This is a genomic window from Paenibacillus sp. ISL-20 (assembly GCF_018613005.1).
Classification (GTDB): Bacteria; Bacillota; Bacilli; order Paenibacillales; family Paenibacillaceae; genus Paenibacillus_AQ.
Genome location: NZ_JAGGRD010000074.1, coordinates 1 through 25246, shown reverse-complemented (window position 1 = coordinate 25246; position 25246 = coordinate 1). Strand labels below are relative to the sequence as shown.

Here is a 25246-nt window from a genome sequence, read left to right as displayed (position 1 = left end):
AATAGATATGAATAGGTTGGGTTCGGTCATAATAGTAAAAAAATAACTAATGAAGGGCGCCACAGTAGGCGCCCCTCAGCATTTTCCGCGGGGGCATTATAAAGAATATTTGCACGAGCGAGAAAATACACATGTTTAGAAAAATAAAAACGGGAGTTCAATCAATAGTCTTTGCCGCAAACGATCAGAATTGTGTTAGTGTAGGAAAAATAAAATAGCCTTCATACAAGGATTCGTTCAAAGGATTTGGCGATAAAGGAATCGTGGCTTTGACGGCCAAATACCGGATCGATAACGAGTCGGAACAAACGGTGAATGTGAACAGTTTGAAAGTGACGCTTGAATTGCCTGATTCCGACCTTAGTATATCGGAAGTAAGCTCGCTTGCGCTCAAGGTGAAGGATGAGCTAAAGCCGGGTGAAGGCATGGAGCGGATGTCGGTCATTTTGCTGAGTATGGATCATTTTGACGGCAATAAAGATTTCGAGCTTGCATTTGGTCCGCTCAACAATCTGGAAGGCAAGGATATGTTCCAGGAGAAATGGCTCGGATTTAATATTTGGAAAGATTTATCATTGCTTGCTTCTTGCCGGGCTACAAACCGGTGAGAAGCTTTTTTTCTTTGATCGATAGAACGACATTTTTTATATCCTAAAATATCCCAACATATGATAGAATGAAAACAAAAAAAGTTAGGGAGGCATTGATTTGATAGGTCGTAGCGGAAATCCGACACTGAACGAAAATACGTTCGAGAAGAGCGGTCATTACAGTGGCCAAGAGACGATGACGATCGGCGGAACGGTAAACAAATCGTTCATGCTGCTAGCGCTGCTTATAGGGGCAGCTGTCGTATCCTGGGCTATGTTTTTCAACGGATACGATGTATTTCCATTCATGATCGGCGGGGCAGTTGGCGGCTTGATTCTGGTGTTGATCATCAGCTTTGCGCCAAGGACAGCACCTTATCTGGCACCAATCTATGCGGTTGTTGAAGGTTTGTTTCTCGGGGCTTTATCCGCTAATTATGAATCATTATATTACGGCATTACCCTGCAGGCTGCCTTACTGACGATGTGCATATTCATGGGCATGCTGCTGGCGTACAAGACCGGCCTGATCAAAGCGAGTACGGGCTTCAAACGGGGCATCTTCGCAGCTACAGCAGGCATTGCGCTTGTATATTTGCTTAGCTTTGTACTTGGAATGTTCGGTGTGGCAGTGCCATATTTGCATGACAGCACCCCGATTGGGATCGGGATTTCAATTGTCATCATCATTATCGCCGCCCTGAATTTTGTGCTCGACTTTAACTTTATCGAAGAAGGGGCACGGCAGGGAGCACCAAAATATATGGAGTGGTACGGCTCCTTCGGTTTATTGGTTACTCTCGTGTGGTTATATATCGAGATTGTCCGTTTACTTGCGAAGCTGGCCAATCGCGATTAAGCTCTAGGGTTGCACCATAAAATAACTGTCGAGAAGGCCTCGACAGTTATTTTTTTATCTTGACCTAAGGTTCTTTGACCCGGATGTCCTATCAGTCGGGCCTGATATCCTTAGGTGTTTAGTGGAATAATAAAATGCCCGTAGTAAACCCTAAAAGAAGCTATTTGTGTTTATAGAGAGAGTAGATCATGAAATCATTACCATGTCTTAAATCGAAGGAGACCCCATGACAGATAAAAAAGCAGCAATAGATGCGGGATGGAATTTTGACAACAGTTATGCCGGGCTGCCGGATTCATTTTTTACAAAACAAGATCCTACCCCTGTACGTTCACCCAAGCTTATCGTATTCAATGAACGCCTGGCAACAACCCTTGGGTTAAACGCTCAGGCACTGCAAAGCGATGAGGGTGCAGCGGTGTTTGCGGGCAACCAGATTCCCGAGGGTGCATTCCCGCTGGCTCAAGCTTATGCCGGACATCAATTCGGGTATTTTACGATGCTGGGGGACGGCCGGGCTGTCCTTCTTGGTGAACAGATCACTCCCCAAGGGGAGCGGATGGATATTCAGCTTAAGGGCTCAGGCAGAACACCATACTCCCGCGGGGGCGATGGTCGGGCTGCACTTGGACCGATGCTGCGCGAATATATCATCAGCGAAGCGATGCACGCGCTTGGCATCCCTACGACCCGCAGCCTGGCGGTGGTCACAACCGGTCAGCCCGTTACCCGTGAAAGGGATCTGCCCGGTGCCATTCTGACACGCGTCGCAGCAAGTCATCTACGCATTGGCACATTCCAGTACGCTAGGGGTGCGGGTACAATAGAAGATCTGCGGACCCTGGCTGATTACACCCTAGAGAGGCATTATCCAGAGGTTGACCCTGGTGAGAACCGCTATCTCTCCCTGTTGAAGGAAGTGATTAAGCGTCAAGCCGCACTGATTGCCAAATGGCAGCTTGTTGGGTTTATTCACGGGGTAATGAACACCGATAACATGACCCTTAGCGGAGAAACTATCGATTATGGTCCTTGCGCCTTTATGGATACCTATGATCCGGACACAGTATTCAGCTCCATTGACAGGGAAGGCCGCTATACCTATGGCAACCAGCCGTATATTGCTGCGTGGAATCTCGCAAGATTAGCGGAAGCCCTGTTGCCGCTGCTGCATGAAGACGAGGAGCAGGCTGTCAAGCTGGCCGAGGATGCAATCACACAATTTAACAAGTTGTATCACCAACATTGGCTCGCGGGAATGAGGGCAAAGCTGGGAATCTTTAATGAAGAGCAGCAGGATGAAGCCCTGATTAAGGATCTCCTCACGATGATGCAAAATTATCGTTCGGACTATACCAATACCTTCCGTGCGTTAACGTTTGATAAGCCCGAGGACACGGCCCTGTCTGGCACCACGGAATTTGCTACTTGGGTTGAGCAGTGGCAGGCGAGACTTGGCAGGCAGCAGGAATCAAAAGCCTCTTCTCAGGAGTTGATGCGCAGCAGCAATCCCGCCGTAATCCCGCGCAATCACCGGGTAGAAGAGGCACTCGAAGCGGCGGAGAAACATGGGGACTACAGCGTGATGGAACGGCTTCTTGACGTTCTTTCGAAACCCTACGCGCATTCCCCGGAACAGGCTGAGTACTCTACGCTGCCTGAGCTATCCACCCGTCCTTACCGAACCTATTGCGGCACCTGATATAGAAGCATTAGACCAACTCATTCATTTACATCAAATTCACAATAAATGCTTGCAAAAAAGGGCCCTCCCTACCCTGAGAGGCCACTGAAAAAGTCCGTTTGATCAAATAAGAGGTATAGTTCTCAAGAATATTGAGGAGGCTATGCCTCTTTTCGTTTATAATTAAGGCATCATGGAGAGCGGGTGAGCGAATGATTCGGCAACAACAAGCCCTGATGCTAAGTCCGTACGCGGAGCTATATAACATCGTCGTGCCTAAGGACAACATGCTGCGCCAAATCAACGAAATGGTGGACTTCGGGTTTATTTACGAGGAACTGAAAGATAAATACTGTCTGGATCACGGTCGGAACGCAATTGATCCCATCCGTATGTTTAAATACTTGCTCTTGAAGGCCATCTTTGAGCTGTCGGACATCGACATCGTCGAGCGTTCGCGGTATGACCTGTCGTTTAAGTACTTTCTCGGCATGGCGCCGGAAGATCCGGTCATCGATCCGAGTTCCCTGACGAAATTCCGCAAGCTTCGGTTACAGGACATGAACCTCTTGGACTTGCTGATCGGCAAGACGGTAGCACTGGCTATTGAGAAAGAGGTCTTGAAGAGCACTTCCATTATCGTGGATGCCACGCATACGAAAGCGCGCTACAACCAAAAGACGCCGCGGGAAATCCTGCAAGATCAAGCACGGAAGCTCCGAAAGGCTGTTTACACCATGGACGAAACAGTCAAGGCCAAAATGCCGGCAAAGAATACGAACGATGTGATCGAGGAAGAGATCGTATATTGCCAGAAGCTAATCGCCTTCATCGAGACGGAGTCCGGGATCGCACTAGTGCCGAAAGTGCTGGAGCCGCTTAACCTGCTGAAAGAAACGGTGGAGGATGACGTCGAACAACTACGCCATGCGGCGGACCCGGATGCGCGAGTCGGACACAAAAGTGCAGACTCGGCCTTCTTCGGCTACAAGACGCATCTGGCCATGACGGAGGAACGCATCGTAACGGCGGCGGTGATTACCACAGGCGAGAAAAATGATGGTAAGCAATTGCAGACGCTTATTGAGAAAAGCCAAGCGGCCGGCATGCAAGTCCAAACCGTAATCGGCGATACCGCCTACTCCGAGAAGGAAAACCTGACCTACGCGAAAGCGAACGAGCTTGAGCTTGTAGCGAAACTCAATCCGCTCATAACACAAGGCGCACGAAAGAAAGAAGACGAATTTCTGTTTAACAAGGATGCCGGCATGTACGTATGCAAGGCCGGTCATATGGCCATTCGAAAGGCTCGGCAAGGCAAGAAAGGCGTAAGCTGCAACCAGCAAGACACCTACTATTTCGACGTGGAGAAATGCAAACGGTGCCCGCTTAAAGAAGGCTGCTACAAAGAGGGAGCCAAAACCAAGAGCTACTCCGTGACCATTAAATCCGAAGAGCATGCTGAACAAATGGCGTTTCAGGAAACAGAGTATTTCAAAGCAAAGTCCAAGGAACGCTACAAAATTGAAGCGAAAAACAGCGAACTCAAACATGGACACGGGTATGATGTCGCCACATCCTCGGGTCTGCTTGGCATGCAGTTACAAGGTGCGATGGCTATATTTGCGGTAAATCTAAAACGAATATTGAAGATAGCAGAGTAAGAAAAACAGAGAACACAACCGAAAAATGCCAAAAAAGAAGACATTGGCCCCAATATTTGGGTGTGAATGTCTTCTTTTTTGACTGGACGTTACCCGCCACTTGAAAAAGCACAAGTTCTTCAGTGGCCTCCTACCCTGAGTGGCCCTTTTTTTATTACGGATATTATTTTCAAAGGGCAGGAGCTGTCCGATATCTACCGGGCAGTCTCCATGATCTCATCTTTAGGCTCATGGGCAACAGAATAAGCTCTGTTATCATTAACGCGTATGGTTTTCCTCTGGTACGCATTGTTTCGTACAAGGGCAAAGATAATGAGCAGCGTTCCATAAAATTCATAATTACTGATTTGGTAGCCTTGAAGAGCCATAATAACGAATGTGGTAATGGGAACAAAATTAATAAATAGTATGCCGTTAAGCGGTGATAACCATTTGATCCCTTGATTCCAGCAGAGCAAGGCTGCTAGCCCGGGCAATAAAATCATGAATGACATTTCATATTTAATCGAGAGAATCGTGTTCCATGTTGGAACAGGAATCAAATCAAAGACGGACCCAAGCGTAACGATAACGAAGGACACAGCGCTTCCTAGCAAGCAGGTTAGCGTAGAATAACGCAGGATCGACCAATTCTTGAAACGGCTTCCCCCCATCGAATACACCACCCATCCCAATACCCCAACAAAAATCAGAAATAAAGGAACAAGATGTTGTCCAGCCATTTTGAAAAAGGTAAGTTTCCCGTTGGTGATCACGAGTACAGCTCCGACAAACGCGATAGCTACACTTCTAAGCATGTATTTATTCGGCGTTTTTTTGGACGTGATCCACAAGATCATAATGGATATCATCGGCATGAGTGACTCCATAATAGAGGCTGCGACAGCACCTGCCTCACCCATGAGCTGCTGTCCAAGGAAAATGCACATATTGTAGACCGTAAATGCCATCGTTCCCAAGAATAACAATGTCTTGCCTCTTCCCTCCAGACGAAAGGAGGCTCTCCCCTCTTTCATCCACAGCAACACGCTGAGGATGACGGCAACGACGAAATAACGGATAAACGAAAAATAGAATGGATCCATTTGCTGCAGCGCGATGTGTGCAACAGGAAACATAGCCCCCCATGACATACTTGCGATCAGGCATAGGATGGACCCGATGAAGATTTGTTTCTTTAGCATGTAATGTCTCTCTCCCTGCCAAGTCTTTGTTTGTTATAACTCATCATAGGAGGGCGAAAGGTTTTAGTAAAATGATTGAAAATAAAGTTTATGATCATTTATAATGATACTTCGCAGGTGTGAATACATACCAGAGAGCAGGGGGGGGTTAGATTGGAGTTTAATGATTTGAAAATTTTTCAGGCTGTTGCTACGTATGGAAGTGTCAGTAAAGCCGCATTGGAGCTAAACTACGTTCAATCCAATGTGACGGCCAGAATTAAGCTGCTTGAGAAAGAGCTTCGGACGCCATTGTTCTATCGGCATAAGCGAGGGATGATCTTAAACCCGGAAGGAAAGCGGTTGTTAGAACAATCGAGGGAAATCTTGTCCGGAATGGAAGAACTGAAACGTACGTTTCAAGATACATCGAACCCCTCTGGTGTTCTGGAAATTGGGATTGTGGAGACGGTGATGTTTCTTCCATATATTTTATCGGCTTATCATGGTAAGTACCCCAATGTTGAATTATCATTAAAAGCCGGGGTTACCGATCTTCTGTTACAACAGGTGATTGATATGAAGCTGGATGGAGCCTTTGTGACAGGACCTATCAGGCATCCATTAATCGAACAGGTTGAGGTTATCCAAGAAAAGCTGGTACTTGTAACTAAAGAAAAAACCTTTTCCATGGAGGATATAACGAAAAGGCCTCTATTGCTGTACAATAAAGGCTGCGGGTATCGCGATAGACTGGAAAGCTGGATGAAGGCCGAGGGGATTATTCCCAAACAGATCATGGAGTTTGGAACGTTCGGGACGATTATAGGCAGTGTAGCTGCAGGAATAGGAATTACGATTATCCCAGAGTCATCTATTTCCAATCTGGTTGCGAATGGAACGGTATTCTGCCATAGCATACCTGAACCTTACCATGAAATCACAACTATTTTTATTCGGCGAAAAGATTCGTATGTAACAAGCACATTACAATGCTTTATGGATGAAATTGTTGCTCGAACTAGGACTGGAACATGAACGGTTGCCAGAGGACGGCGCATATGGAAATAAAGAATTTAGGAAGCCCATGGATTTCAACCCATGGTTTTTTCGTATGGTTATTTTTTCGAGACCTCCCAACATCTATAACAGAGCAGAAAGAGACAGTCTATTATTGTTTTACTGGGATGACGGATCATTATTTGGGAAGAATATAAATGATTGAAATTCATTCAGTTTTCCTGTTATTATATTCCTCGGCTTGTTTATTAGAAAGGGAGAATGAAATGCAAGCATATGTATTGCCTATTTTCGTTGCGATAGCCATTTGTTTTTTATTAGCGTTCATTTTGACGCTTCCATGGGCCGTTTATCAGTATCGTAAACATGGGTACTTTAGCTTTTGGAGAACATTACTTATCTTAAGCTTTATCTTTTATGGATTAAGTGCATTCTTCTTAGTGATTTTTCCGATACCCAGTACTCGGAGTAATTGTGCTTCGATGGATCCCGGCGCGATTTTCATTCAAAATCGTCCTTTTCAATTTATTCGGGATATTCAACGTGAAAGCGGATTTCATTGGGCGGTGCCTTCAAGTTATATCGACTTGTTAACGACGCGGGCCTTTTATCAAATGTTCTTTAATGTTTTGCTTTTGTTTCCTTTAGGTGTCTTTCTGAGGTACTTTTTCAAGGGGAAAGCTAAATGGTTTCATGCTGCTCTTATTGGATTTAGTGTTTCGCTTTTCTTTGAAATAACTCAACGAACCGCTTTGTTTGGCTTTTTTGAATGCCCCTATCGTATATTTGATGTAGATGACTTGATGACAAATACGGTGGGGACTGTACTAGGCTTTATCCTCGCTCCCATGTTTTTGGTGTTAATTCCATCGAGGGAAACTCTTAGTGAGCAAAGCCACTTCTTTAACAATCAGAGAAAGGCAACCTTTGGTGCCCAACTCATGGAGGTTCTTCTAAATATAATAATTGCCAGAATAATAACCAACTTTATATTCGGGTTGCTGAAGAGACCAGGAGTACTTATTGACGAGATCATCTTTGCCATTGTTTTCTTTGTGGTTATGGTAGTTATCCCTGTAATTTGGAAAGGACATACGGTGGGCTCTAAGATCGTTCGCATGAGATTACTTCCGGAAAAGGGGAATTGGTTAGGAAGCTTGAGCCGACGTTACATCATTGTTTATATGCCTTTATTGCTCTCAGCATTATCGAAGATATTTTCTAATCAAATGGGTGAAGATCTTCTAGCTAACCTATTTGTAATTGGAGTGGTTTTTCTTACAGGTCTGTTATGGTTCTTTATCTTCTGCCATATCGTGATCAGATGGATCAAAAAGGACAAAGCTCTTTATTTTAATCGATACAGTCACATAGAGGCTGTAAGAATCACTCGTGAAATGTGATAAACGAAAATATAGAATACTGATGAATCGGCCGCAATAAGCACACGTAGGGGCTGACAGAATATAAAAAGCCGATGACCCGCACTCGATTGCGAGGATCATCGGCTTTTTTGAGAAAAGGTACCGTATGCCTTATGTTACTGTTTGGCGGCTTGCTGCCTCTCATTCAAATGCTCCGCCAGATATTTCACGATGCCGTCCTCCGCGTCCTGGGAGTACTGCCAGACCATTGCGCCCCCAAGATTCTTACTCTGGATGTACGCCACCTTCTCCTTTAAGGCTTCTTTATCCTCGTAACTGATGAAGGTATTACCGTTATAGAGGTAGGCGGCCTTGGCTTTGTTGTCGTAATAACGCTTGAAGCCATTTTTGTTCAGGTAGGCTTTCTCGATCTGCTTATAATTGAGGTTCACCTTGTCGATATCGATAGGCGTTCCGGCGGCGAAGAGGCCGTCTTTGGCATCCTTGGCCTCTTTCACGTTTTTCCAACCGTACGAATAAGCGGGCACGCCGAGCAGCAGTTTCTTTCTGTCGATATCATGGTCCAGGTACATCGAGATAATTCCATCAATGGAGTGCTTGGATTTCCCTTGGCTGTCCACATACAGATTGGAGTTAAAGCCTGTGGTGTCAGACCACTTGCCTGTCAGGTCATAGGACATGACGTTGATGTAATCCACGTATTTCTCTACTTTTTTGACCTCGACATTTTGGAAGTACCAGTCCTGGGTTCCAGAGGCGAACGTCAGCAGATAGTTCTTGTTCTTGTGAGGCAGCCTGTACAGCTTCTCCCGCAGTTCCTTCATCAGGCTGGTGAAATTCTTCGTATCCTCCGGGCGGGCCTTCTGCGTGTTCCAGGCATGGAACGCCGGATATTCCCAGTCGATATCCACGCCGTCCAGGTCCAGCTCCTTGACCAGGTTGATGATGCTCTCGGTGAAGAGGTACCGGTTGCTGTCCAGCGAAGCGTTGGAGAAGCCATCTGCACCGTAACCGCCTACGGCCAACACCATTTGGGTCTTCGGATTGGCTGCCTTCAACTGCTTGATGTTTTCTTTGATCTGGTTGTTGGTCGTGCTGTCTTCATGGAAGTAGAGATCCGTACCTTTGATCTTGGCAAAAGCGATAAACGCGATGTCCACGCCTTTGTCCGATAGCTTGATGTTTCGGTAATCCTGCCAGGCTTCCACGTATACCGCTGTGATTTTCCGCTCTTCCGCCGCGGAGATCTGATAGAAATAGAGACCCATGCCCGCAAGCAGCACCACAATGAATATTTTCGTATATATCGTGATTCTCATCGTCCTTTAACCCCGCCCGCCGAATAGAATGTAGGTTGCCGTTTTGCTTAGGTTCAGTACCTTGACGGTGATGTAGCTGATGGCGAAGATGATGGAGATATTTACGATCAGACTGAGGGAGGCTTCCAGAAACGTGGCCTCGACCTCGGTTCGGCCGGATAACATCATTTCGACCAGCAGGTGAATCAGATAGATGCTGAAGCTGGCTCGGGAGATCGAGCTGATCAATTTCTGGATTTTATGGTTCACTTGATCGCTGATCTTGGCCTCCTTCTCCTTAAAGAAGATAAACAAACCGACAGCCATGAAGAAGGTGGTGACGGAATAGTTGCCGTAGAACATCTCATCCAGGACGCCACTGCGCAGCGAGACAAAATAGGTGGCCACAGGCGTGATAAAGAACGAGATGATGCCCAGATTGTATAGTATATTTTTTGCCTTGAGCGGCAGTTCAAAATGGAATAGATAGTATCCAAGGATAAAATAGCCGAGGAAGCCCATGAAGAACGGGATGTTCATGATCGGAATGTTGATGTATTGATCCGTTGCACGGAATACGGCATCCGAGATGAAGCGATAGGCGATACTGACGATGAACCAGAGGAGCAGATAATACCGCAGATCCTTCTCGCTGCAGGATTTGATGAATTTGCTCATCAGCGGCACCGTCATATAGATGGCAATAATGGCGTACAGGAACCACAGATGCACATAATTCCGGTCGGTCAGCAGCCGATACCCGAAGTCAACAACGAATTCATAGGCATTCAGCTTGCTTCGCATCAGATAGTATTGATTGTACAAGCCATAGATAAGCGACCAGGTCAGAAGGGGAATGAGCAGCGGTACGACGCGCTTGGTATAGAACTCCCGGTAGGATGTAATCTTCGTGCGCAGGATCATCGCGCCGCTGATCATGAAGAAGACCGGTACGGCGAAGCGGGATATGGAGTTGAACCCGTTGCTGATCCACCAGGAGGAGGAATTAAAATCGTTGGTGCTGGTCAGCACCTCCGCTGTGTAGTGCAGAATAATGACGGCAACAATGGATAGAATTCTTAGGATATCGACATAGATAATTCTTTTATTGGCAACCATGCTGTTTCAGGCAGCCTCCTTCACCATAAGTTAATTCGATCCTGCGGCAATGTTCTGGCTGATGGCGGCCACGCCTTTGCGCTCCACGAAGCCCCAGCCCTCATCATTGTCAAAATATTTGAATGTCCCCGCAATGTTAATGTACAGCAGCAAATTTCGATAGGTTAACAACTCTGCTTGGCTGAACAAGAACATCTTCACATAATCCGAGAACGTATATGTACTGCCGTATTTGCGGCATAAGTACAGGGCGATGATGATTTGCGCGGCATTCAGCAGCACGCTCATCAGCAGGAAGATGATCGCATGCAGGATGTTCCCGCCAACGATCAGCGTCTGCCCCAGATAGAATATCGTCGTAAACGCCGAGAGCGTCCCCAGCATAAACCCGTCTATCGCAAAGAACAGGCTCACGCTGACGCTGAATTTCCGGGACAGCCTGGACCAATAGATGAGGATGCAGTCAATAAACGCCTTCTGCCAGCGAATGCGCTGCTTATAGAAGTTGGGGAGATTCTCTGGACATTCGGTGTAGCATACCGCTTCGGGGGCGTAGACGAGTTTTTTCTTCAATTGATTGTCTTTAATGTACTCGTGGATTTTCAGCGTAATGTCGATATCCTCCCCCACCGTGCTGCGGAAGCCGTTAACATGAACGAGAACGTCTTTATAGAAGGCACCAAAAGCGCCTGAAATTACTACGATCGAATTAAAATACGATTGCGTGAGTTTGCGGACGTAAAAGCCGTGCGTATAATTGATGATCTGGCTTTTGATAAGCCCTTTTCCGCGAAACTTCTCAATGATGGCACCGTTCTTGTCCCGCACGGCACCCTGTACAATTTTGACGGTACCGCCCAGCGCAAGAATGTCGTCATCGTGAAAATATTGATTCACATACTTGAGCGAGTCGGCTTCCAGCATGCTGTCCGCATCCAGGGTGATCACGATATCGGAGGCGGCATAATCGATGCCTGCATTCAGCGAGTCCGCTTTTCCACCATTCACCTTATCGATAACGTAAATATGGCGGTATCGATGCGAGCGATAGAATCCTTTAATCGATTTATAAGTCAGTTTACTGTCTGCCATCCTGGCATCGGGTTCCAAATCCAGGAGTTCGTCAAGCGCGGATAGCGTCCCATCCTTGGAGCCATCGTTGATGATCATGATTTCATAGTTGCTGTAATGCAAGCCGGCCATGGCATCGATACAATTCCGAATCGTCAGCTCCTCATTGTAAGCGGGGACGAGCACAGAGATTGATTTTTCGGCGAGATCGGGATTCAGCTTCTTCACCTTGCTGCATAGCAGCGGGATGAACGTATACAGGGTTTGAAACACAAGGAATACGCCGGCTAATCCATAAAAAAAGTACTGCAAACTCCTCACTCCTCTCTTCTCTGTCTCTCTTTGTGAAGACCAGTATGGTGCGCCTACTCTATTGGACTCGGATTAGGTATGCACTTTTTCTATAGCAAGCAATGTCAAGGGACAAAATCCAGGTATAAAGGGATAATATCATCTCCATTTAAAACCTTTCATTCCATATAAACCCATATGACACTCTATGTAATAAACTATCGTAATTGGCTCCTAAATGTAAAACCGCTCTATGGAGCAAGAAAACGAATACATAGATGCTTTTCGAGAGCAGTCTCTGTTTTGGTTCGTCTTTCTATATTTTAGGCGGCTAAAGCGATTGAGCACGAAATTCTATATCTGACAAAAGCCATAACCAAGTTGAGCATAGCTCGCATGGTTATGGCTTTAGAGGTTTTAGCTTGGTTGTATACCTGTGGGTTATCTGAGGCACTACATAAAGTCATAGAAGTAACGGATGAAATGAAAAAAGATCGGTGAGGTATAGGTCAGGCTGTCGACCCGGCTCAGATAGCTTTTCTTCAAGGCATCGAACCGCCCGTCATCTCCGATTAACAAATCGCGCTTCAGCACCGAAACCGTCAAGCTGCCGAAGAAGCCGCCGAGGCTGATGAGCATGCCGGACAGAAGGCCAAACGTCGGGCTGAGCGGCGTCAGATAGGGATAGATAAGATAGGAGCTTACGGTGGTAATGATAAACGCGCAGGCAAAGCCTTCCCAAGTCAGATTCGGGTTGGAGGTCGGTACGATTCTTCGTCTGCCAAAATAGAGGGAGGCGAGCGTGTGCACCACATCGTTCAGCTGCGTTAAGACGACCAGAAACAGCACCAGCCCTGCTCCATACTGGGGCGTGGCAAACTGGAAATAGGCCAGGTGGCTGAGACCGAACACCATGAGCATCAGGCCCCATTGGGTTGAGCTAACGCTGCGCATAAATCCGACAGTGCCTTTATTGATCAACCGCGGAAGCGGCAGCACCAGGAATACATAGATCGGAATAAACACGATAAACATCCCGTACCATTCGATATAGATCCAATAGAATTGAACGGGTATGGTTAAATACGCCCACAGAAATAAACGACGATCGGCCTTCCGTGTTTTGATCATCGAGAAATATTCTTTGAGTGTAAAGAAGGTTAGCACCATGAGGGATAGCAGGGAAACCACGGGATTCAGAAGCGTCGCCAAGCAGAAGATGACCAGCATGCCCCACCAGGTTTTGATGCGAAATCCGACTTCGGTATAGTCGATATTCGGCTGCGTCTTGCTCATCACGTAATAGAGGAGCTGGATGACCGATAAGACGGAGAATATCAGAATTAAGGTTAAAAGCGAACTGTCCATATGTCTGTCATCACCAACTTGTCACGAGGTACGATTCTTGTTCTACTAAAGGAATCATATGTTATTATGAAGGAATAATTCAATACGGATAAGGGGAAATTTCGTAAATGGTAGACGATCAATCGGTCTTTATACTGCTTACCAATACCGGAACGCTCTTTACAAAAGTCATTCAGGGCTACACGAGAGCACCTTACAACCACGCTTCGATCTCCTTTAACCGGGAGCTGTCGGAGTTATATAGCTTCGGGAGAAAGAATCCAAACAATCCCTTGAACGGCGGGTTCGTGAAGGAGGATTTGAAGACGGGAACGTTCAGCAAATATCCCAACACGACGTGTGTCATCTATGAGCTTCAGGTATCGGAACGCGACATCGCGAAAATGAAGCGGGTGCTGCAGGCTTTTATCCGAAAGGACAAAAAGTATTTTTATAATATATTGGGCGTCTTGGGTATCGCGCTAAAGGAACCGATCGAATTCAGTAATTCCTACTTCTGTTCGCAATTCGTGGCGGAGATTCTGCAGCGGTCCGGAGTCAGGCTATGGGATAAGCTGCCCGCCTTGGTAACGCCGGATGATTTTCGCCAAAGCGAGCGTCTGCAACTGATCTATGAAGGGAAGCTGAGCGAGTATGAGCCCTAGATACAACTTCGCGTGCAGGTTTCGGCAGCCTGTTTGCTGTAACATATTTTGGAGGTGGCGGCGACGACAATCACGACTCAGCTCGACAGGCAGTCCGTTCTAATTGAATCCAAAATATCCCCAGTTCGTCTGTCCAGGCGAATGTGGGGTTTTCTGCATTGTAAGTGCTCAAACGAGACACCTGCCGAGCTTGTTAGGTGTTAGGCAATAAATGCTGGCTAATAAGCGGGTGTTGCTATAAAATGGAGTTGAAAATGAAATAGGGTTTCATCTAATGAAACAATAATCGTCGTTGTCTGGATTTCGCTTATATCTTGGATGGGAGCGTGGTTAGGATGAACAGCAAGGAACGGTTTTCGAATCGCGTCGATTCGTACACGAAGTATCGACCGAGTTATCCGCAAGAAGTCATGGATTATTTGTATGATACGGTAGGATTGGTCGGCGAGATTGCCGATATTGGCGCCGGGACGGGGATTTTCACGAGGCTGCTGCTGAAGCGGGGGAGCCGCGTAACAGCCGTGGAGCCCAATCAGGCGATGCGGGAAGCTGCCGAGTCGGACCTTGGAGGCGAGCCCGGCTTTCGAATGGTCTCGGGTTCAGCCGAAGTGACGGGACTGCCTGATCAATCAGTGGATCATATCGTGAGCGCCCAGGCTTTTCATTGGTTTGACCGTGATGCCGCCCAATCGGAATTCCAGCGGATCCTGAGACCGGGCGGGAAGGTTGCCCTGATATGGAATTCCAGGCTCACGCAGGGGACGCCATTCCTGGAAGCGTATGAGCAGTTGCTCCTTACCTATGGCACCGATTATAAAGAAGTGGATCAGAAGAATATTGCGCACGAAACGTTGGCTGCTTTTTTCCAGGCGGGGGACATGAAGGAGGCGAAATTCTTCAATCGGCAAACGTTTGATTATGAGGGATTATGCGGCCGTTTGCACTCGTCCTCTTACGCTCCGCTGTCAGGGCATCCGAACTACGAGCCGATGATGAACGAACTGCGGACGATATATGAACGGAATGGGCAGGCTGGCTGCGTGTTTTTTGATTATGAGACGAAGGTGTACTGGGGAGAGGTTTAGGCCGGACCTTCTTTGATCGGTTTCGCTGTTTGCAGAATAATAGAGTACCGGCTTTAATAATGGAACGGGAGGTACAGCAGCATGAACAAGACAGATCGGATGCTGGCTATCGTGCTTGAGCTGCAGCAGCGAAAGGTTGTGCGGGCTGAAGATTTGGCATCCATATTCGAGACGAGCGTCCGGACCATCTACCGGGATATTCAGGCCCTTAGCGAAGCGGGCGTACCCGTGATGGGAGCCCCCGGGCAAGGATACTCATTAATGGAAGGGTATTTTCTGCCCCCGGTCATGTTCACGGCGGAGGAAGCCGTGGCGCTGCTCATTGGAACGGATTTCATCGAACAACGCTTTGACGCAGGATATGGTTTGAAAGCTCAGGCTTCCCGCAAAAAAATAGAGTCTATTCTGCCGGAGCCTGTCCGTGCCGATGCTTCGCGGGTTCGGAAGACCATGCGGCTGCTTGCTCCCGGTAACAAGACAACTTCAGGAGAAGAGAAGGACTATGTTGAAGTGGTTCGTCGAGCCATACTGGAAAGGCGTAAGGTAGCATTCCATTATGTGAAGAAGATGCCCGACTCCAAAGGCGACCGAAAGAGCTTTCGCTCGGCAGCTCCTTATGGGCTGGTCTTTCTCCAAGGTTCATGGACATTAGTTGCCTGGTGTGACCTCCGACAAGGCATCCGCCATTTTCGGCTATCCCGCATGAAGGACCTGACGGTCCTTGAGGAGCGTTTTGAGATGCCGCCGGATTTTAACTTGGCCGACTATCGACCTCCGGATGACCGTAATCTGCGGGTGCGGGTTCTGGCAAATCCCGATATTGCGGATCGAGTTAAGGAATCAGGTAATTATTACACGGAGACATTGGAAGAATGTGAGGACGGATTGCTGGTGAGCTTACGCGTTCGCCGGCCGGAGGAAATCATGCAGTGGGTGCTCGGCTGGGGATCGAATGTCATCGTTCTTGAGCCAGAATCCTTCCGTGACCGAATCCGCGACGAAGCGGAAAAGATGTTAAAACGCTACTGACATGATGTTGTCAGTAGCGTTTTTGTATATTCGGTACAAAGACGATTTATGGGAGTGGTAGATATGAATACAACGGAAGCATTGCAGCGGTTTGAAGAGACGGTGCAGGTGTATCTACAGGAGCTGGATGGTTTCAGCATGGAGGAATTAAAGTACAGACAAGCAGAGGACGAGTGGTCGATCGGGCAAATGTATCAGCACTTGATCCAATCCGCGTTATCCATGCATCTGCGAAATATTGAGTTATGTTTAAACCCGATTGAGGATGCAGCAGTCTCTTCAGCGGGAAAAACGGAAGTAGGTATGGCAATATTCGGACAGGGCAGTTTCCCTCCCATCCGTATTCAGGTTCCGCCGTCTCCCCAATATACCCCGGAGCAGCCTGCAACGAAAAAGCAGTTGATTCAAGGTTTGGATACTGTCGTCCAACGAATGAGACAAACCGAGCCAATGCTTGGAGAGGCATCCCTGCAGCATACCGTCCCCCATCCGAGTTTCGGAGGATTGCATGCCCAAGAGTGGTTTTTGCTCATCGAGATGCATTATCGGCATCATGTCCGGCAGCTAGACCGGTTGAAACAAGCCTTGGAGCAGCAGCGTGTATGATGGAACGTCAGGTCGTGGACTATCAGGATGTGTTGGAGCAATTAGAAGAGCGGACCCGTTATTGGATTGGAGTGGTATCCGAATCGCAGGATCCGCCTATTGGACCAGCTTAGCTTTACGCGAGGGAAGCGAAATTGGGGCTATGCCTTTCGTTATGGGCATTTGGAGATCAAACGAGAGGATTTCCTGATGATTGCGGAGGCCATGCTGGGCGGCTCGGACATGATACCACAAAGAACGGTTAACTCGCTTTGACCGTTCTCCATAACATTTATTTTTGGACAACTCGGTTTGAAAACGGCTCGTCCCGGGTACTGGTACTACGAGTGCATCAATGAGTTGAAAGGAGCGGATGATCGTGGAAGTACATGTCCGATCATTTTTCGTGAAGGATGATGGAGAGGTTCCGAATAATCCCGATCTGCCAGTCATTGTATACAATGGGGTGTTCGCGGATGATCCGAGCGGCTTGGAGGCTGCCTTCAACCGGCATCACTGGAGCGGAAGCTGGGCAGGCGGCGTATACGATTACCATCATTATCACAGCAACACGCACGAGGTCCTGGGTGTACGGTCCGGAAGCGCAACCGTTCTTGTGGGCGGCGATGCAGGAGAACGGCTGGAGCTTGCCACCGGTGATGTGATTGTTTTGCCGGCGGGCACTGCACATATGAAGCTCACCAGCACCCCTGATTTTGAAGTGATTGGTGCCTATCCCGAAGGGAATACGCCGAATATGAGGGAGCGGAACCCGACGGATCGGGCACAGGCGATCAACGAAATCCGAAGCGTGCCCGTCCCGGATATGGACCCTGTCTTTGGAGAGGAAGGACCACTTCTGCATAAGTGGGTGAAATAACATAAAGATAGCCATTAGAAGCAACTCAAGAGGCTCTCCTTCTGCTACAACAGATCGGGGAGCCTCTTGAGTTGCAAACAACAAATACGGGGTAAATCGGTAGATGCTTGATTACAGCGGCAAATCACGTTTTCGAAATAACACGACGGCCAGACCAAATGCGATCAGACCGATGAAGGCTAACACAAGGGAGGTTGTCGTGAATTCCCCTGTCCCGTTAACTATTTCACCAGGTCGATAGAGAGAGAAGAGGGTAAGGTTGCGCATCCATTCGATTTTCTCGCTGAATTTACTGATCAAATCCAGACTGAAGAACCCAAACGTAATCAACCCGGAAATGCTTCGTGCCTTCTTCTCATCATTACACAGCGAGGACACGAGAAAACAGACGCTGGAGATGGCAAAAAAGAGCAGGAAAGCCGCTACGTTCATCTGGATGAATCGGGCGGTATCGAATTCGTAGGAATCCCCCAGCAGCCAAGCGCTTCCGGCGAATCCGGCCAACGTCGTAACAGCTAAGATAAGGAAGAGCCCGCTTGTCGTAACCATCGCTTGCGTGAGCGCCACTTTCCCTCTTGTGGTCGGGGCGGATAGCAGATAGGCCATCGAGCCCTGATCGACCAATTTGGCCATGAGCTGGGTCGTCAGCTGCACGCAGACGATAGCCAGGATGAGAACCAGAATTAATCCGTAATATTCCCCGGAGATGAAAGCTTCTGCTGTACCGAAACCATTAAGCCCGAAGGCTTTTCCGACGCCCTCCGGCATCGATGCAACTAAATCATCAATGGCTTTTGTGTTCTTGGCGATGCTGGGATATAACCAGAACATCAGGAGGATATAGAAAGCGGAACCGAACGCGTAGTTCATCAAGCTTTTCATATTTACTTTCATCATCTGTTTGTATAAGGTGACATTCATTTCGATATCCCCTTCCGATCATAATAATTCATGAAGATATCCTCGAGGTTCTGGGTGAAGACATCGATACTCCGCACAGGGTATTTCCCCGTCTCTTGGATAAACTGATCGTAATTGCCCTGGACGGCTACTCTCACCCGATTGCCTTCATAAGATTCGATAAGCAGCCCCGAGCTCCGGAAGGCCTCGGCATCGCTTGGATGCACGAAGTTAACCTCGAACAGCTTCCGCTGCATGGATTGCAGTTCGTGGATGTCCTTGACGGCAATGATGATCCCGTCCTTGATAATGGCGGCTCGGTCACAGGTTCTCTCGATTTCCTGAAAGCTGTGGGATGACATCAAGAATGTCGTACCGCGGGCTTTCTCCTCCAGAACGATCTCAATAAACACCTTCTGCATCAGTGGATCGAGTCCCGAAGTGGGCTCATCCAGAATAATGACTTTGGGATCATGCATGAAGGCAGCGACGATCCCAACCTTTTGTTTCATTCCTTTGGACATTTTACGAATCGGGGTCTGAACATCGAATTGTAGGCGATCGATTAATCGATTCCGCTTGGACAAGTCACGAATTCCCTGCATGTCGGCCATGAAATCCAGAAAGGTCTTTCCGGTCATCCCTTCGATAAAGGAAATTTCTCCTGGCAGATACCCTACATCCGATTGAAACTTCCCTTGTTCCCTCCAGGTATCCAGCCCATTTACCTTTACGTGTCCCTGATCCGGCTTCATAAAACCCATGATGTGCCGGATCGTCGTTGATTTTCCGGCGCCATTCGGCCCTAAAAAACCAAAAACCTCACCCGGCTCCACCGAAAAAGATACATCGAAGATGCCCCTCCCGTTGGAAAATGTCTTCGTCAAATGTTGAACGGTTAACATACCGCCACCTCCGGAAAATTGAAGAAATGAAATATTATAGATCGGATATTTCATATGTTATAATATACCTGGCTTGTGGTATCGTCAATGATTTTATGAAATTAATTTATGTTTAAATTTCATTAATTACATAACTAATCTTAGGAGTAAGGATGAAGGGATATGAACGGTTTTGAGAAAAGAGCGAATCTGATCAAAGAGAAGATTATGAGAACCACCTTGGAGCTGGTGCGAACCTCGGAGCTGAAGCGGATTCGGATTGCCGATATATCCAAGGCAGCCAAGGTATCGCAGGTGACGATCTATAATTACTTTGGCAGCAAGGAGGAGCTGCTGCGTGAGGTTTTTCGCAACTATTTTGATAAGGCGATCCGGGATTTCGAGGAATATATGAGCGAAGGTCATTCCTTGAAGGAGAAGATCGAACACATTATTTTTCTGGAGAAGGAGTCCTACAATGATTTCCCGCCCGGTTTGATCAAAGAGTTGTTAATCGATGACGAAGAATTGGCCCGTTATATGGACGACCAGTACAGGAACAAAGCTATTCCGCTTACCATTCAGATTATTGAGGAGGGTAAGGACAGCGGCGAAATTTCACCGGAGGTATCGACGGAACACATCCTGGCTTTTATCCAGCTGTACATGAATCAATATGAATCGATTCTGGCGATGGCCCAGCAAAGTGATGATATGGACGGCTTCCTGGAGGGGATGGTTCATATGTTCTTCTACGGTGTCTGCGGAAAGGCTTAATTCTCAGTAACACAAGTATTGGCCAGCATAGGTTTCTAATATAGGGTATATTTAATATAAAACGAATGGAGAATACGAAACGATGTCTACTTTGCCGAATTGCTCGAAATGTAATTCTGAATATACATATGAGGATGGGAACCTCTTGATTTGCCCGGAATGCGCTCATGAATGGACCCTGGAGTCCGAAGCGGAGCATGATGAAGATACGAAGGTCATCAAAGACGCGAACGGCAATGTTTTGGCCGACGGCGATTCCGTAACGGTAATCAAAGATCTTAAAGTAAAAGGCAGTTCCTCTGTATTGAAAATAGGCACGAAAGTGAAAAATATACGCTTGGTCGATGGCGATCACGATATCGATTGCAAAATCGACGGATTCGGGGCTATGAAATTGAAATCGGAATTTGTTAAAAAGATATAAGATGAGTTATCCCATTTCATCGTGGATATACGTAACAAAACCCTCCATTAGCGGAAGGGTTTTTCTCATTTAACCATGGCACGCCGTATAGCATCTGGTGCGCAACATGCACAAATTAATCGCGCCAACTGACCCGTCCCCATAATTCCAATATGTTACAATGTTAGGATGGAGTTGCTTCGAATAGGAGCTTCCCGCAATACGTGATGAAAGCAGGTGCAGCGTGGATATTATACTGTTTGTCGTCATTATTTTCGTAGCGTCCATCCTACAGACCAGCACCGGATTTGGGTTCTCTATCCTGGCTACGCCGTTTCTGCTGCTCTTATTTCAGCCTAACGAGGCCATTCAGATTAATTTGATTCTATCGCTTGTCATCTCGGCTGCTCTGATTGCGAGGATACGCAAGGATATCGACTATGGCATCCTCAAGCGATTGGTGATCGGAAGTGCGGCAGGTCTCCCTGTCGGCATCGTTATTTTTTCGCTTATCGATATTCGTTATCTGAAGTTAGGTGTTAGTCTGATCATTCTGGCACTAACCGTCATGCTGATGCTAAAATTCAGAATCCGCCAGAGCCATGGCAGGGATCTGACGGTAGGGGGGCTCTCAGGCTCTCTAACGACCAGCATTGGAATGCCGGGTCCGCCCCTGTTGTTATATTTCTCGGGGACCGACACGCAGAAGGCAAAGCTCAGAGGGACGACCCTCGCCTTCTATTTGTTCATCTATTCCCTGAGTTTGATCATTCAGGTCATCGTGGCGGGAACGAGCAAGACGGTCTGGGTGTCGAGTGGAATTGCACTTCCCTTGGTATTTGTCGGGCTGTTGATGGGACAGCGTCTATTCAACGTCATTAACCAGCGCGTATTCCAGATATTCACCTATATCATTTTGATCTTTACGGGTGTGTATATGCTCATCGAGAGTCTGTAAAGACGCTAGAGGTTCCAGCGACGAGGATTACTTCCCAGTTGATTCTAACAGCGTCTCCGCGAGCAGAGGAAACAGATTATCAAAAGCATGTGTATTCCCATCAAACACATACCCTCCCGGATAATCGGGGTCTTGGCCTCGGAATTGGATCATTCGATCATGCAACTGCCGGGCCCAAGGGAGGTCATTCGTTTTTAGCGCCAGGATAATAGCCAGGCCGTAGACGGCAGGCGACTCATATGTCGCGTCGGGCTTTCGTGTCTTCCGGTTGTAGCCGCCCGCCAGCTGCTGATTCTGCTGGAATTCTCCCTTGAGGAATTGTATGAGCTCCTTCGGCCGCTGATCCATCTCCGCCAGATGGATGCCAACGATTAGCTGGTCGATCAGATTGACCGATGCATCGTACTCATATTGACCGGAGCCGATCTGATAGATTTTGGGATAGAAGACGCCGTCAGAAGGCATTTGAGAGAGCAGATCCTGATACTGTTCATACTCCTGGCGGGACAGGATTCCGTTATTCTGCATTTCGCGCAGAGCCGAAATGTCCGCGTAGACCAGGCTTAACACGGCTGCCGATTCATTACGTTCAAAATCATGATAATCCACGAAATATCCTAGGGTTTGAGCCGAGGCTTGCAATGTGGAGCCGATCTCCTTCGCCAATTGAAGGTATTCTTCGTCGCCCCAGCGCTTGAACGCCTTCAGCAGGGCATCGAGAATTCGAAGATCATCGCCCAGCGCATTGGTCGTTACCTCGGATTCACCGTCCGGCCTGAGCTTCCACCGGATATAGGGCTCCTGCTCCTGATAGAGAAAATAGGTGGTGAGGAGCTGGACGCTATCGTCGAACCGCGATCGATCATCGGATAAAACGGCGTACTGCATCCAAAGCCCAAGTGACTCGGATAACGCCTCTCTTCCGGCAACGATGTCCGGGTGCTCGGAGGAAGCGGGCTTGAGATAGGTAGCAAGGGTACCATTATCGTTGGTCATATGCTCTTCAATGAAAGCTGCCGTCACGTCGGGATTCTCCTTGCTTTGGATGATAGAGTAGGCTATGAAGACGATGCCGGTTAGGGCAAGAGCGACGATGATAGCAAGAATGGTTTTCTTGCGAGTGGAAATCCAGGTTGTCATAGGTTCACCTCGAACATACTATTCTACGCCTGCGTTCCTAAAGCCTTTAAGAAGTCCTGGGGACGAATAAATATAGCTTCTCGGATATCGTTCGTTTATCCATAAAAAAGGCCGTCCCCCGGTGTCTGAAGTTACAGAACAACGGGGACGGCCTTTTAAACTTCAGAGTCTTACCATCCTTATCTCACCAGAAAAACTTCCGCTAAATGCGGTCTGTCTTCTGAGAAAGAACATCGATAGACGTCGTCTTTCTTAAAGCCATAGTCTGGCTAGTTCAAACTGACGATAGTGAGCCCCTGATCCTGCAAGTGCTTAATAATCTTCGGCAAGGCGTCCACAACTGCTTGGGATTCATGCAGGAGGATGATGGAGCCGGAAGCTTCGATGTGCTGGACATAATCGAGGATTTTATCCTCGTCGCGGGTCAGCCAATCCTCGGGATCCCGATTCCAGAGCACCATTTTACTGCCTTTCTGTTGGCTTAACGCCTCGGTCCGATCGTCAAAGGCACCGTAGGGCGGACGGAAGAGTACCAGCTTCTCGTCTGTAATAGGCTCAATAAGGTCGGCCACGCGGGTCAACTCTGCCTGCTGCTGTTCATAGGTAAGGCTTGTCATCTGGCTATGGGTCATGGAATGACTGCCGACGGAATATCCGTTAGCATGGATGGCCCTGACATAGTCGGGATGTTTTTTTACATTGGTGCCAACAAAGAAGAACGTTCCGCCAACCTCGTGTTTTTTCAAGACGTTCATAATATCGATGGAGTGCTGGGATGGCCCATCATCGAATGTAAGGGCTACATAGCCTTTTGGAAGGCCGAACGAGATGAACTCCTCCAGCTCCAGTTGCGGAATGGAAGCAGAAGAGGGTTTGATATCCTTCGGTTTGCTCTCCGCTGCTGCCTCCGCTGAGACTGCCACGGTTTTCCCGATGAGTGCGCTCCGGTTCTCGGCTAGCAATTGGATGACGGTCTCTGCTTCCGCCGTGGCCGTTGCTGCAGGGTGAGGCCGAATGTCACCGGGATACGAGTAATTAAATGAACTTAATAATACAACAAAAATCAAGCTCATCATGATTGCGCTTACCAGCTTAAGCGGAAGTTGGCGCCGTTTCCTTGCGAAGCGATTGGTCTTAATGTCCTCTTCGGCTTGCATCTCCTCGGGCTGATCCGTTTCGGATCGATGTGTGGACAAGAAGGGCAGCGTATGCAAGTCATCTACAAGTCGGATCTTCTTGATGGACTCTAATTCGTTCCTGAAAGGAACGGAGCAGGCAAATGAGAACCGCTCACTATGATCACGATATGTACGCGTAATGGAACCTATGTATTGCTGTTTGTTAGCATCCCATGCGGTATGTAAGGATAATCGGTATTTATGAACCCCGTCGAACTCCGCCACGGTTGCTATATTCGCTATGGTCTCGTTATCGGTTAACCATATTAGCTCCGCCGATTCTATAAGGGATAGCTTGATTCGTAGACCGAATGCTTCGGTATCCCTCTCGATCGCCAGCAGCTCTATGATTTTCCCATAGGATTCTGACATGATGGCCCCCCTTTCTCTAGCTGTTTATGCGGGTATGATTATTCCGATGGTGTATTGGAAGCCGTGGTTTTCGGTGAGAAGGAGAAAGACATCTTCTCTGTAAAATCATTGATGGTCTGCATCAGCTTGGCTTTATCATCCAGGATATTCTGGTATTGCTCCGCGTACTTCTGATTGGCAATCTCCAGCTCCCGAACCTTCTCTTCAAGCGAGTTGATCTTGAGCATGCTCTGATATTGCGTATTATTAGACTCCTCATAGAGCTTGTTGTACTTGGCGGTTTCGGTTTCCAACTGGTTGGAGAGCTTCTCGTACGCCAGGTTCGATGTTAGCTGGTATTCCTTGTAATCCTCGAGCAGCTGGTCGTAGGTCATCTGTTTGTTAGTCAGCACGTTCTCGAGTTCGCGGATTTCCTTGTTCTTCTCCTGAACCAGCTGATCTCTCTTGATCTGCTCATGCTTATACCGGTTAATCGTTTCGTTGGCGGTAAAGAGCTGATCCTCCAGGCCCCTATTCTTATAGGTCAGCAGCTGCCGTTCCTTCAGCATGTTCTCGATCGAAACAATGACATCGAGGCCGATCTTGTCCTGGTTATCCTTGGAGAATAGCTGTTTGTTTCCTTCTGCAGTGGGCAGTTCAGGCTCCGCGGAATAAGCTGCCACTTCTTCTGCCGTTACGGCAAGATTCTCTTGTTCGGCACTGTTCTTCTCGGGCTGGTTCTGATTCGAGCGGGCACTCTTAAACCACGCCATCCCTTTTTTCTCTGTTTCCCTGGCCAAAATATCAACTCCTATATATTTCAATGTTTCTATATAGAGCGCAATTAAAAAACGAGCACCACCGCTCGAATCGCCAAATCGGGTAATAAACAGTAAGATCAACCCAAGGTGGCGATAAAA

25 protein-coding genes are annotated in these 25246 nt (G+C 47.7%); 15 read left to right on the top strand and 10 right to left on the bottom strand.

Going from position 1 to position 25246, the window contains the following annotated elements; translation table 11 throughout:
- The first annotated feature begins 263 nt into the window (after window positions 1-263).
- From J7E85_RS32715 to J7E85_RS32700, 4 genes are all read left to right on the top strand, one after another.
- Window positions 264-608: a hypothetical protein gene (locus tag J7E85_RS32715; protein WP_215164128.1), complete on the top strand. Its 345-nt coding sequence runs from the start codon at window positions 264-266 to the stop codon at window positions 606-608.
- A 100-nt stretch (window positions 609-708) separates the two neighbouring features.
- Window positions 709-1449: a Bax inhibitor-1/YccA family protein gene (locus J7E85_RS32710; RefSeq protein WP_215164127.1), complete on the top strand. Its 741-nt coding sequence runs from the start codon at window positions 709-711 to the stop codon at window positions 1447-1449.
- A gap of 226 nt (window positions 1450-1675) precedes the next feature.
- Complete coding sequence (locus J7E85_RS32705; protein ID WP_215164126.1) at window positions 1676-3151, top strand: protein adenylyltransferase SelO; 1476 nt, start codon at window positions 1676-1678, stop codon at window positions 3149-3151.
- Between the two features lie 194 nt (window positions 3152-3345).
- Entirely contained in the window at window positions 3346-4797 is a 1452-nt protein-coding gene (locus tag J7E85_RS32700; RefSeq protein WP_215164125.1) for an IS1182 family transposase, read from the top strand.
- 194 nt (window positions 4798-4991) lie between these two features.
- Here the strand turns inward: J7E85_RS32700 and J7E85_RS32695 are convergent, their stop codons facing one another.
- Window positions 4992-5981, bottom strand: a complete 990-nt coding sequence (locus J7E85_RS32695; protein WP_215164124.1) for a DMT family transporter — start codon at window positions 5979-5981, stop codon at window positions 4992-4994.
- A gap of 153 nt (window positions 5982-6134) precedes the next feature.
- Here J7E85_RS32695 and J7E85_RS32690 point away from each other — a divergent pair, with 153 nt between their 5' ends.
- Window positions 6135-6998 (top strand): LysR family transcriptional regulator, encoded by an 864-nt coding sequence (locus J7E85_RS32690; protein WP_215164123.1) that lies wholly within the window; start codon window positions 6135-6137, stop codon window positions 6996-6998.
- A gap of 179 nt (window positions 6999-7177) precedes the next feature.
- On the top strand, window positions 7178-8383 hold the full coding sequence (locus J7E85_RS32685; protein WP_251036214.1) for a VanZ family protein: 1206 nt from the start codon (window positions 7178-7180) through the stop codon (window positions 8381-8383).
- A 137-nt stretch (window positions 8384-8520) separates the two neighbouring features.
- Here J7E85_RS32685 and J7E85_RS32680 read toward each other — a convergent pair whose 3' ends face one another.
- The 4 genes from J7E85_RS32680 to J7E85_RS32665 form a co-directional block, all read right to left on the bottom strand.
- Window positions 8521-9684 (bottom strand): glycoside hydrolase family 18 protein, encoded by a 1164-nt coding sequence (locus J7E85_RS32680; protein WP_215164122.1) that lies wholly within the window; start codon window positions 9682-9684, stop codon window positions 8521-8523.
- A gap of 6 nt (window positions 9685-9690) precedes the next feature.
- The gene (locus tag J7E85_RS32675) at window positions 9691-10782 is read right to left on the bottom strand and encodes an acyltransferase (protein ID WP_215164121.1); all 1092 of its coding nucleotides are present in this window, start codon (window positions 10780-10782) and stop codon (window positions 9691-9693) included.
- Between the two features lie 30 nt (window positions 10783-10812).
- Complete coding sequence (locus J7E85_RS32670) at window positions 10813-12165, bottom strand: glycosyltransferase family 2 protein (protein WP_215164120.1); 1353 nt, start codon at window positions 12163-12165, stop codon at window positions 10813-10815.
- Window positions 12166-12597: 432 nt separating this feature from the next.
- The gene (locus J7E85_RS32665; protein ID WP_213647510.1) at window positions 12598-13512 is read right to left on the bottom strand and encodes a phosphatidate cytidylyltransferase; all 915 of its coding nucleotides are present in this window, start codon (window positions 13510-13512) and stop codon (window positions 12598-12600) included.
- Between the two features lie 107 nt (window positions 13513-13619).
- Here J7E85_RS32665 and J7E85_RS32660 point away from each other — a divergent pair, with 107 nt between their 5' ends.
- The 6 genes from J7E85_RS32660 (at window position 13620) to J7E85_RS32635 (ending at window position 17735) form a co-directional block, all read left to right on the top strand.
- Window positions 13620-14156, top strand: a complete 537-nt coding sequence (locus tag J7E85_RS32660) for a hypothetical protein (RefSeq protein WP_009591201.1) — start codon at window positions 13620-13622, stop codon at window positions 14154-14156.
- Window positions 14157-14491: 335 nt separating this feature from the next.
- The gene (locus tag J7E85_RS32655; RefSeq protein ID WP_215164119.1) at window positions 14492-15241 is read left to right on the top strand and encodes a class I SAM-dependent methyltransferase; all 750 of its coding nucleotides are present in this window, start codon (window positions 14492-14494) and stop codon (window positions 15239-15241) included.
- Between the two features lie 81 nt (window positions 15242-15322).
- Window positions 15323-16270 (top strand): helix-turn-helix transcriptional regulator, encoded by a 948-nt coding sequence (locus J7E85_RS32650; protein WP_215164118.1) that lies wholly within the window; start codon window positions 15323-15325, stop codon window positions 16268-16270.
- Window positions 16271-16333: 63 nt separating this feature from the next.
- Window positions 16334-16876, top strand: coding sequence for a DinB family protein (locus J7E85_RS32645; protein ID WP_215164117.1), 543 nt, complete (start codon window positions 16334-16336; stop codon window positions 16874-16876).
- Window positions 16877-16975: 99 nt separating this feature from the next.
- Window positions 16976-17131, top strand: coding sequence for an EVE domain-containing protein (locus tag J7E85_RS32640; RefSeq protein ID WP_251036213.1), 156 nt, complete (start codon window positions 16976-16978; stop codon window positions 17129-17131).
- A 103-nt stretch (window positions 17132-17234) separates the two neighbouring features.
- Entirely contained in the window at window positions 17235-17735 is a 501-nt protein-coding gene (locus J7E85_RS32635; protein WP_083397623.1) for a cupin domain-containing protein, read from the top strand.
- A 111-nt stretch (window positions 17736-17846) separates the two neighbouring features.
- Here J7E85_RS32635 and J7E85_RS32630 read toward each other — a convergent pair whose 3' ends face one another.
- Both J7E85_RS32630 and J7E85_RS32625 read right to left on the bottom strand, forming a co-directional pair.
- Window positions 17847-18656 carry an ABC transporter permease subunit gene (locus tag J7E85_RS32630; RefSeq protein WP_215164116.1) on the bottom strand — a complete coding sequence of 270 codons (810 nt, stop codon included), beginning with the start codon at window positions 18654-18656 and terminating at the stop codon, window positions 17847-17849.
- The gene (locus J7E85_RS32625; protein ID WP_215164115.1) at window positions 18653-19540 is read right to left on the bottom strand and encodes an ABC transporter ATP-binding protein; all 888 of its coding nucleotides are present in this window, start codon (window positions 19538-19540) and stop codon (window positions 18653-18655) included. The genes J7E85_RS32630 and J7E85_RS32625 overlap by 4 nt, the downstream gene beginning before the upstream one ends.
- Before the next feature lie 162 nt (window positions 19541-19702).
- On the opposite strand from J7E85_RS32625, the gene J7E85_RS32620 reads away from it, so the two are divergent.
- The 3 genes from J7E85_RS32620 to J7E85_RS32610 all read left to right on the top strand — a co-directional run bounded on the left by J7E85_RS32620 (window position 19703) and on the right by J7E85_RS32610 (window position 21657).
- Window positions 19703-20296, top strand: a complete 594-nt coding sequence (locus J7E85_RS32620) for a TetR/AcrR family transcriptional regulator (RefSeq protein WP_215164114.1) — start codon at window positions 19703-19705, stop codon at window positions 20294-20296.
- An 82-nt stretch (window positions 20297-20378) separates the two neighbouring features.
- A complete protein-coding gene (locus tag J7E85_RS32615; protein ID WP_215164113.1) occupies window positions 20379-20720 on the top strand; it encodes a zinc ribbon domain-containing protein YjdM in 342 nt (113 codons plus the stop codon).
- Window positions 20721-20943: 223 nt separating this feature from the next.
- Window positions 20944-21657, top strand: a complete 714-nt coding sequence (locus tag J7E85_RS32610; protein WP_215164112.1) for a sulfite exporter TauE/SafE family protein — start codon at window positions 20944-20946, stop codon at window positions 21655-21657.
- 27 nt (window positions 21658-21684) lie between these two features.
- Here the strand turns inward: J7E85_RS32610 and J7E85_RS32605 are convergent, their stop codons facing one another.
- The 3 genes from J7E85_RS32605 to J7E85_RS32595 all read right to left on the bottom strand — a co-directional run.
- The gene (locus tag J7E85_RS32605) at window positions 21685-22797 is read right to left on the bottom strand and encodes a glycosyl hydrolase family 8 (RefSeq protein WP_215164111.1); all 1113 of its coding nucleotides are present in this window, start codon (window positions 22795-22797) and stop codon (window positions 21685-21687) included.
- A gap of 269 nt (window positions 22798-23066) precedes the next feature.
- Window positions 23067-24347, bottom strand: a complete 1281-nt coding sequence (locus J7E85_RS32600) for a polysaccharide deacetylase family protein (protein ID WP_215164110.1) — start codon at window positions 24345-24347, stop codon at window positions 23067-23069.
- Window positions 24348-24385: 38 nt separating this feature from the next.
- Window positions 24386-25246: hypothetical protein (locus J7E85_RS32595; RefSeq protein ID WP_353049608.1), on the bottom strand; the 861-nt coding region annotated here is incomplete at its 5' end.

Bases quoted from the DNA above. Each gene is read 5' to 3' on its own strand.
- J7E85_RS32685 (WP_251036214.1), top strand. From the start codon at position 7,178: ATGATTGAAATTCATTCAGTTTTCCTGTTATTATATTCCTCGGCTTGT.
- J7E85_RS32695 (WP_215164124.1), bottom strand. From the start codon at position 5,981: ATGCTAAAGAAACAAATCTTCATCGGGTCCATCCTATGCCTGATCGCA.
- J7E85_RS32650 (WP_215164118.1), top strand. From the start codon at position 15,323: ATGAACAAGACAGATCGGATGCTGGCTATCGTGCTTGAGCTGCAGCAG.
- J7E85_RS32680 (WP_215164122.1), bottom strand. From the start codon at position 9,684: ATGAGAATCACGATATATACGAAAATATTCATTGTGGTGCTGCTTGCG.
- J7E85_RS32645 (WP_215164117.1), top strand. From the start codon at position 16,334: ATGAATACAACGGAAGCATTGCAGCGGTTTGAAGAGACGGTGCAGGTG.
- J7E85_RS32620 (WP_215164114.1), top strand. From the start codon at position 19,703: ATGAACGGTTTTGAGAAAAGAGCGAATCTGATCAAAGAGAAGATTATG.
- J7E85_RS32655 (WP_215164119.1), top strand. From the start codon at position 14,492: ATGAACAGCAAGGAACGGTTTTCGAATCGCGTCGATTCGTACACGAAG.
- J7E85_RS32615 (WP_215164113.1), top strand. From the start codon at position 20,379: ATGTCTACTTTGCCGAATTGCTCGAAATGTAATTCTGAATATACATAT.
- J7E85_RS32700 (WP_215164125.1), top strand. From the start codon at position 3,346: ATGATTCGGCAACAACAAGCCCTGATGCTAAGTCCGTACGCGGAGCTA.
- J7E85_RS32675 (WP_215164121.1), bottom strand. From the start codon at position 10,782: ATGGTTGCCAATAAAAGAATTATCTATGTCGATATCCTAAGAATTCTA.
- J7E85_RS32605 (WP_215164111.1), bottom strand. From the start codon at position 22,797: ATGACAACCTGGATTTCCACTCGCAAGAAAACCATTCTTGCTATCATC.
- J7E85_RS32660 (WP_009591201.1), top strand. From the start codon at position 13,620: ATGGTAGACGATCAATCGGTCTTTATACTGCTTACCAATACCGGAACG.
- J7E85_RS32600 (WP_215164110.1), bottom strand. From the start codon at position 24,347: ATGTCAGAATCCTATGGGAAAATCATAGAGCTGCTGGCGATCGAGAGG.
- J7E85_RS32705 (WP_215164126.1), top strand. From the start codon at position 1,676: ATGACAGATAAAAAAGCAGCAATAGATGCGGGATGGAATTTTGACAAC.
- J7E85_RS32630 (WP_215164116.1), bottom strand. From the start codon at position 18,656: ATGAATGTCACCTTATACAAACAGATGATGAAAGTAAATATGAAAAGC.
- J7E85_RS32625 (WP_215164115.1), bottom strand. From the start codon at position 19,540: ATGTTAACCGTTCAACATTTGACGAAGACATTTTCCAACGGGAGGGGC.
- J7E85_RS32665 (WP_213647510.1), bottom strand. From the start codon at position 13,512: ATGGACAGTTCGCTTTTAACCTTAATTCTGATATTCTCCGTCTTATCG.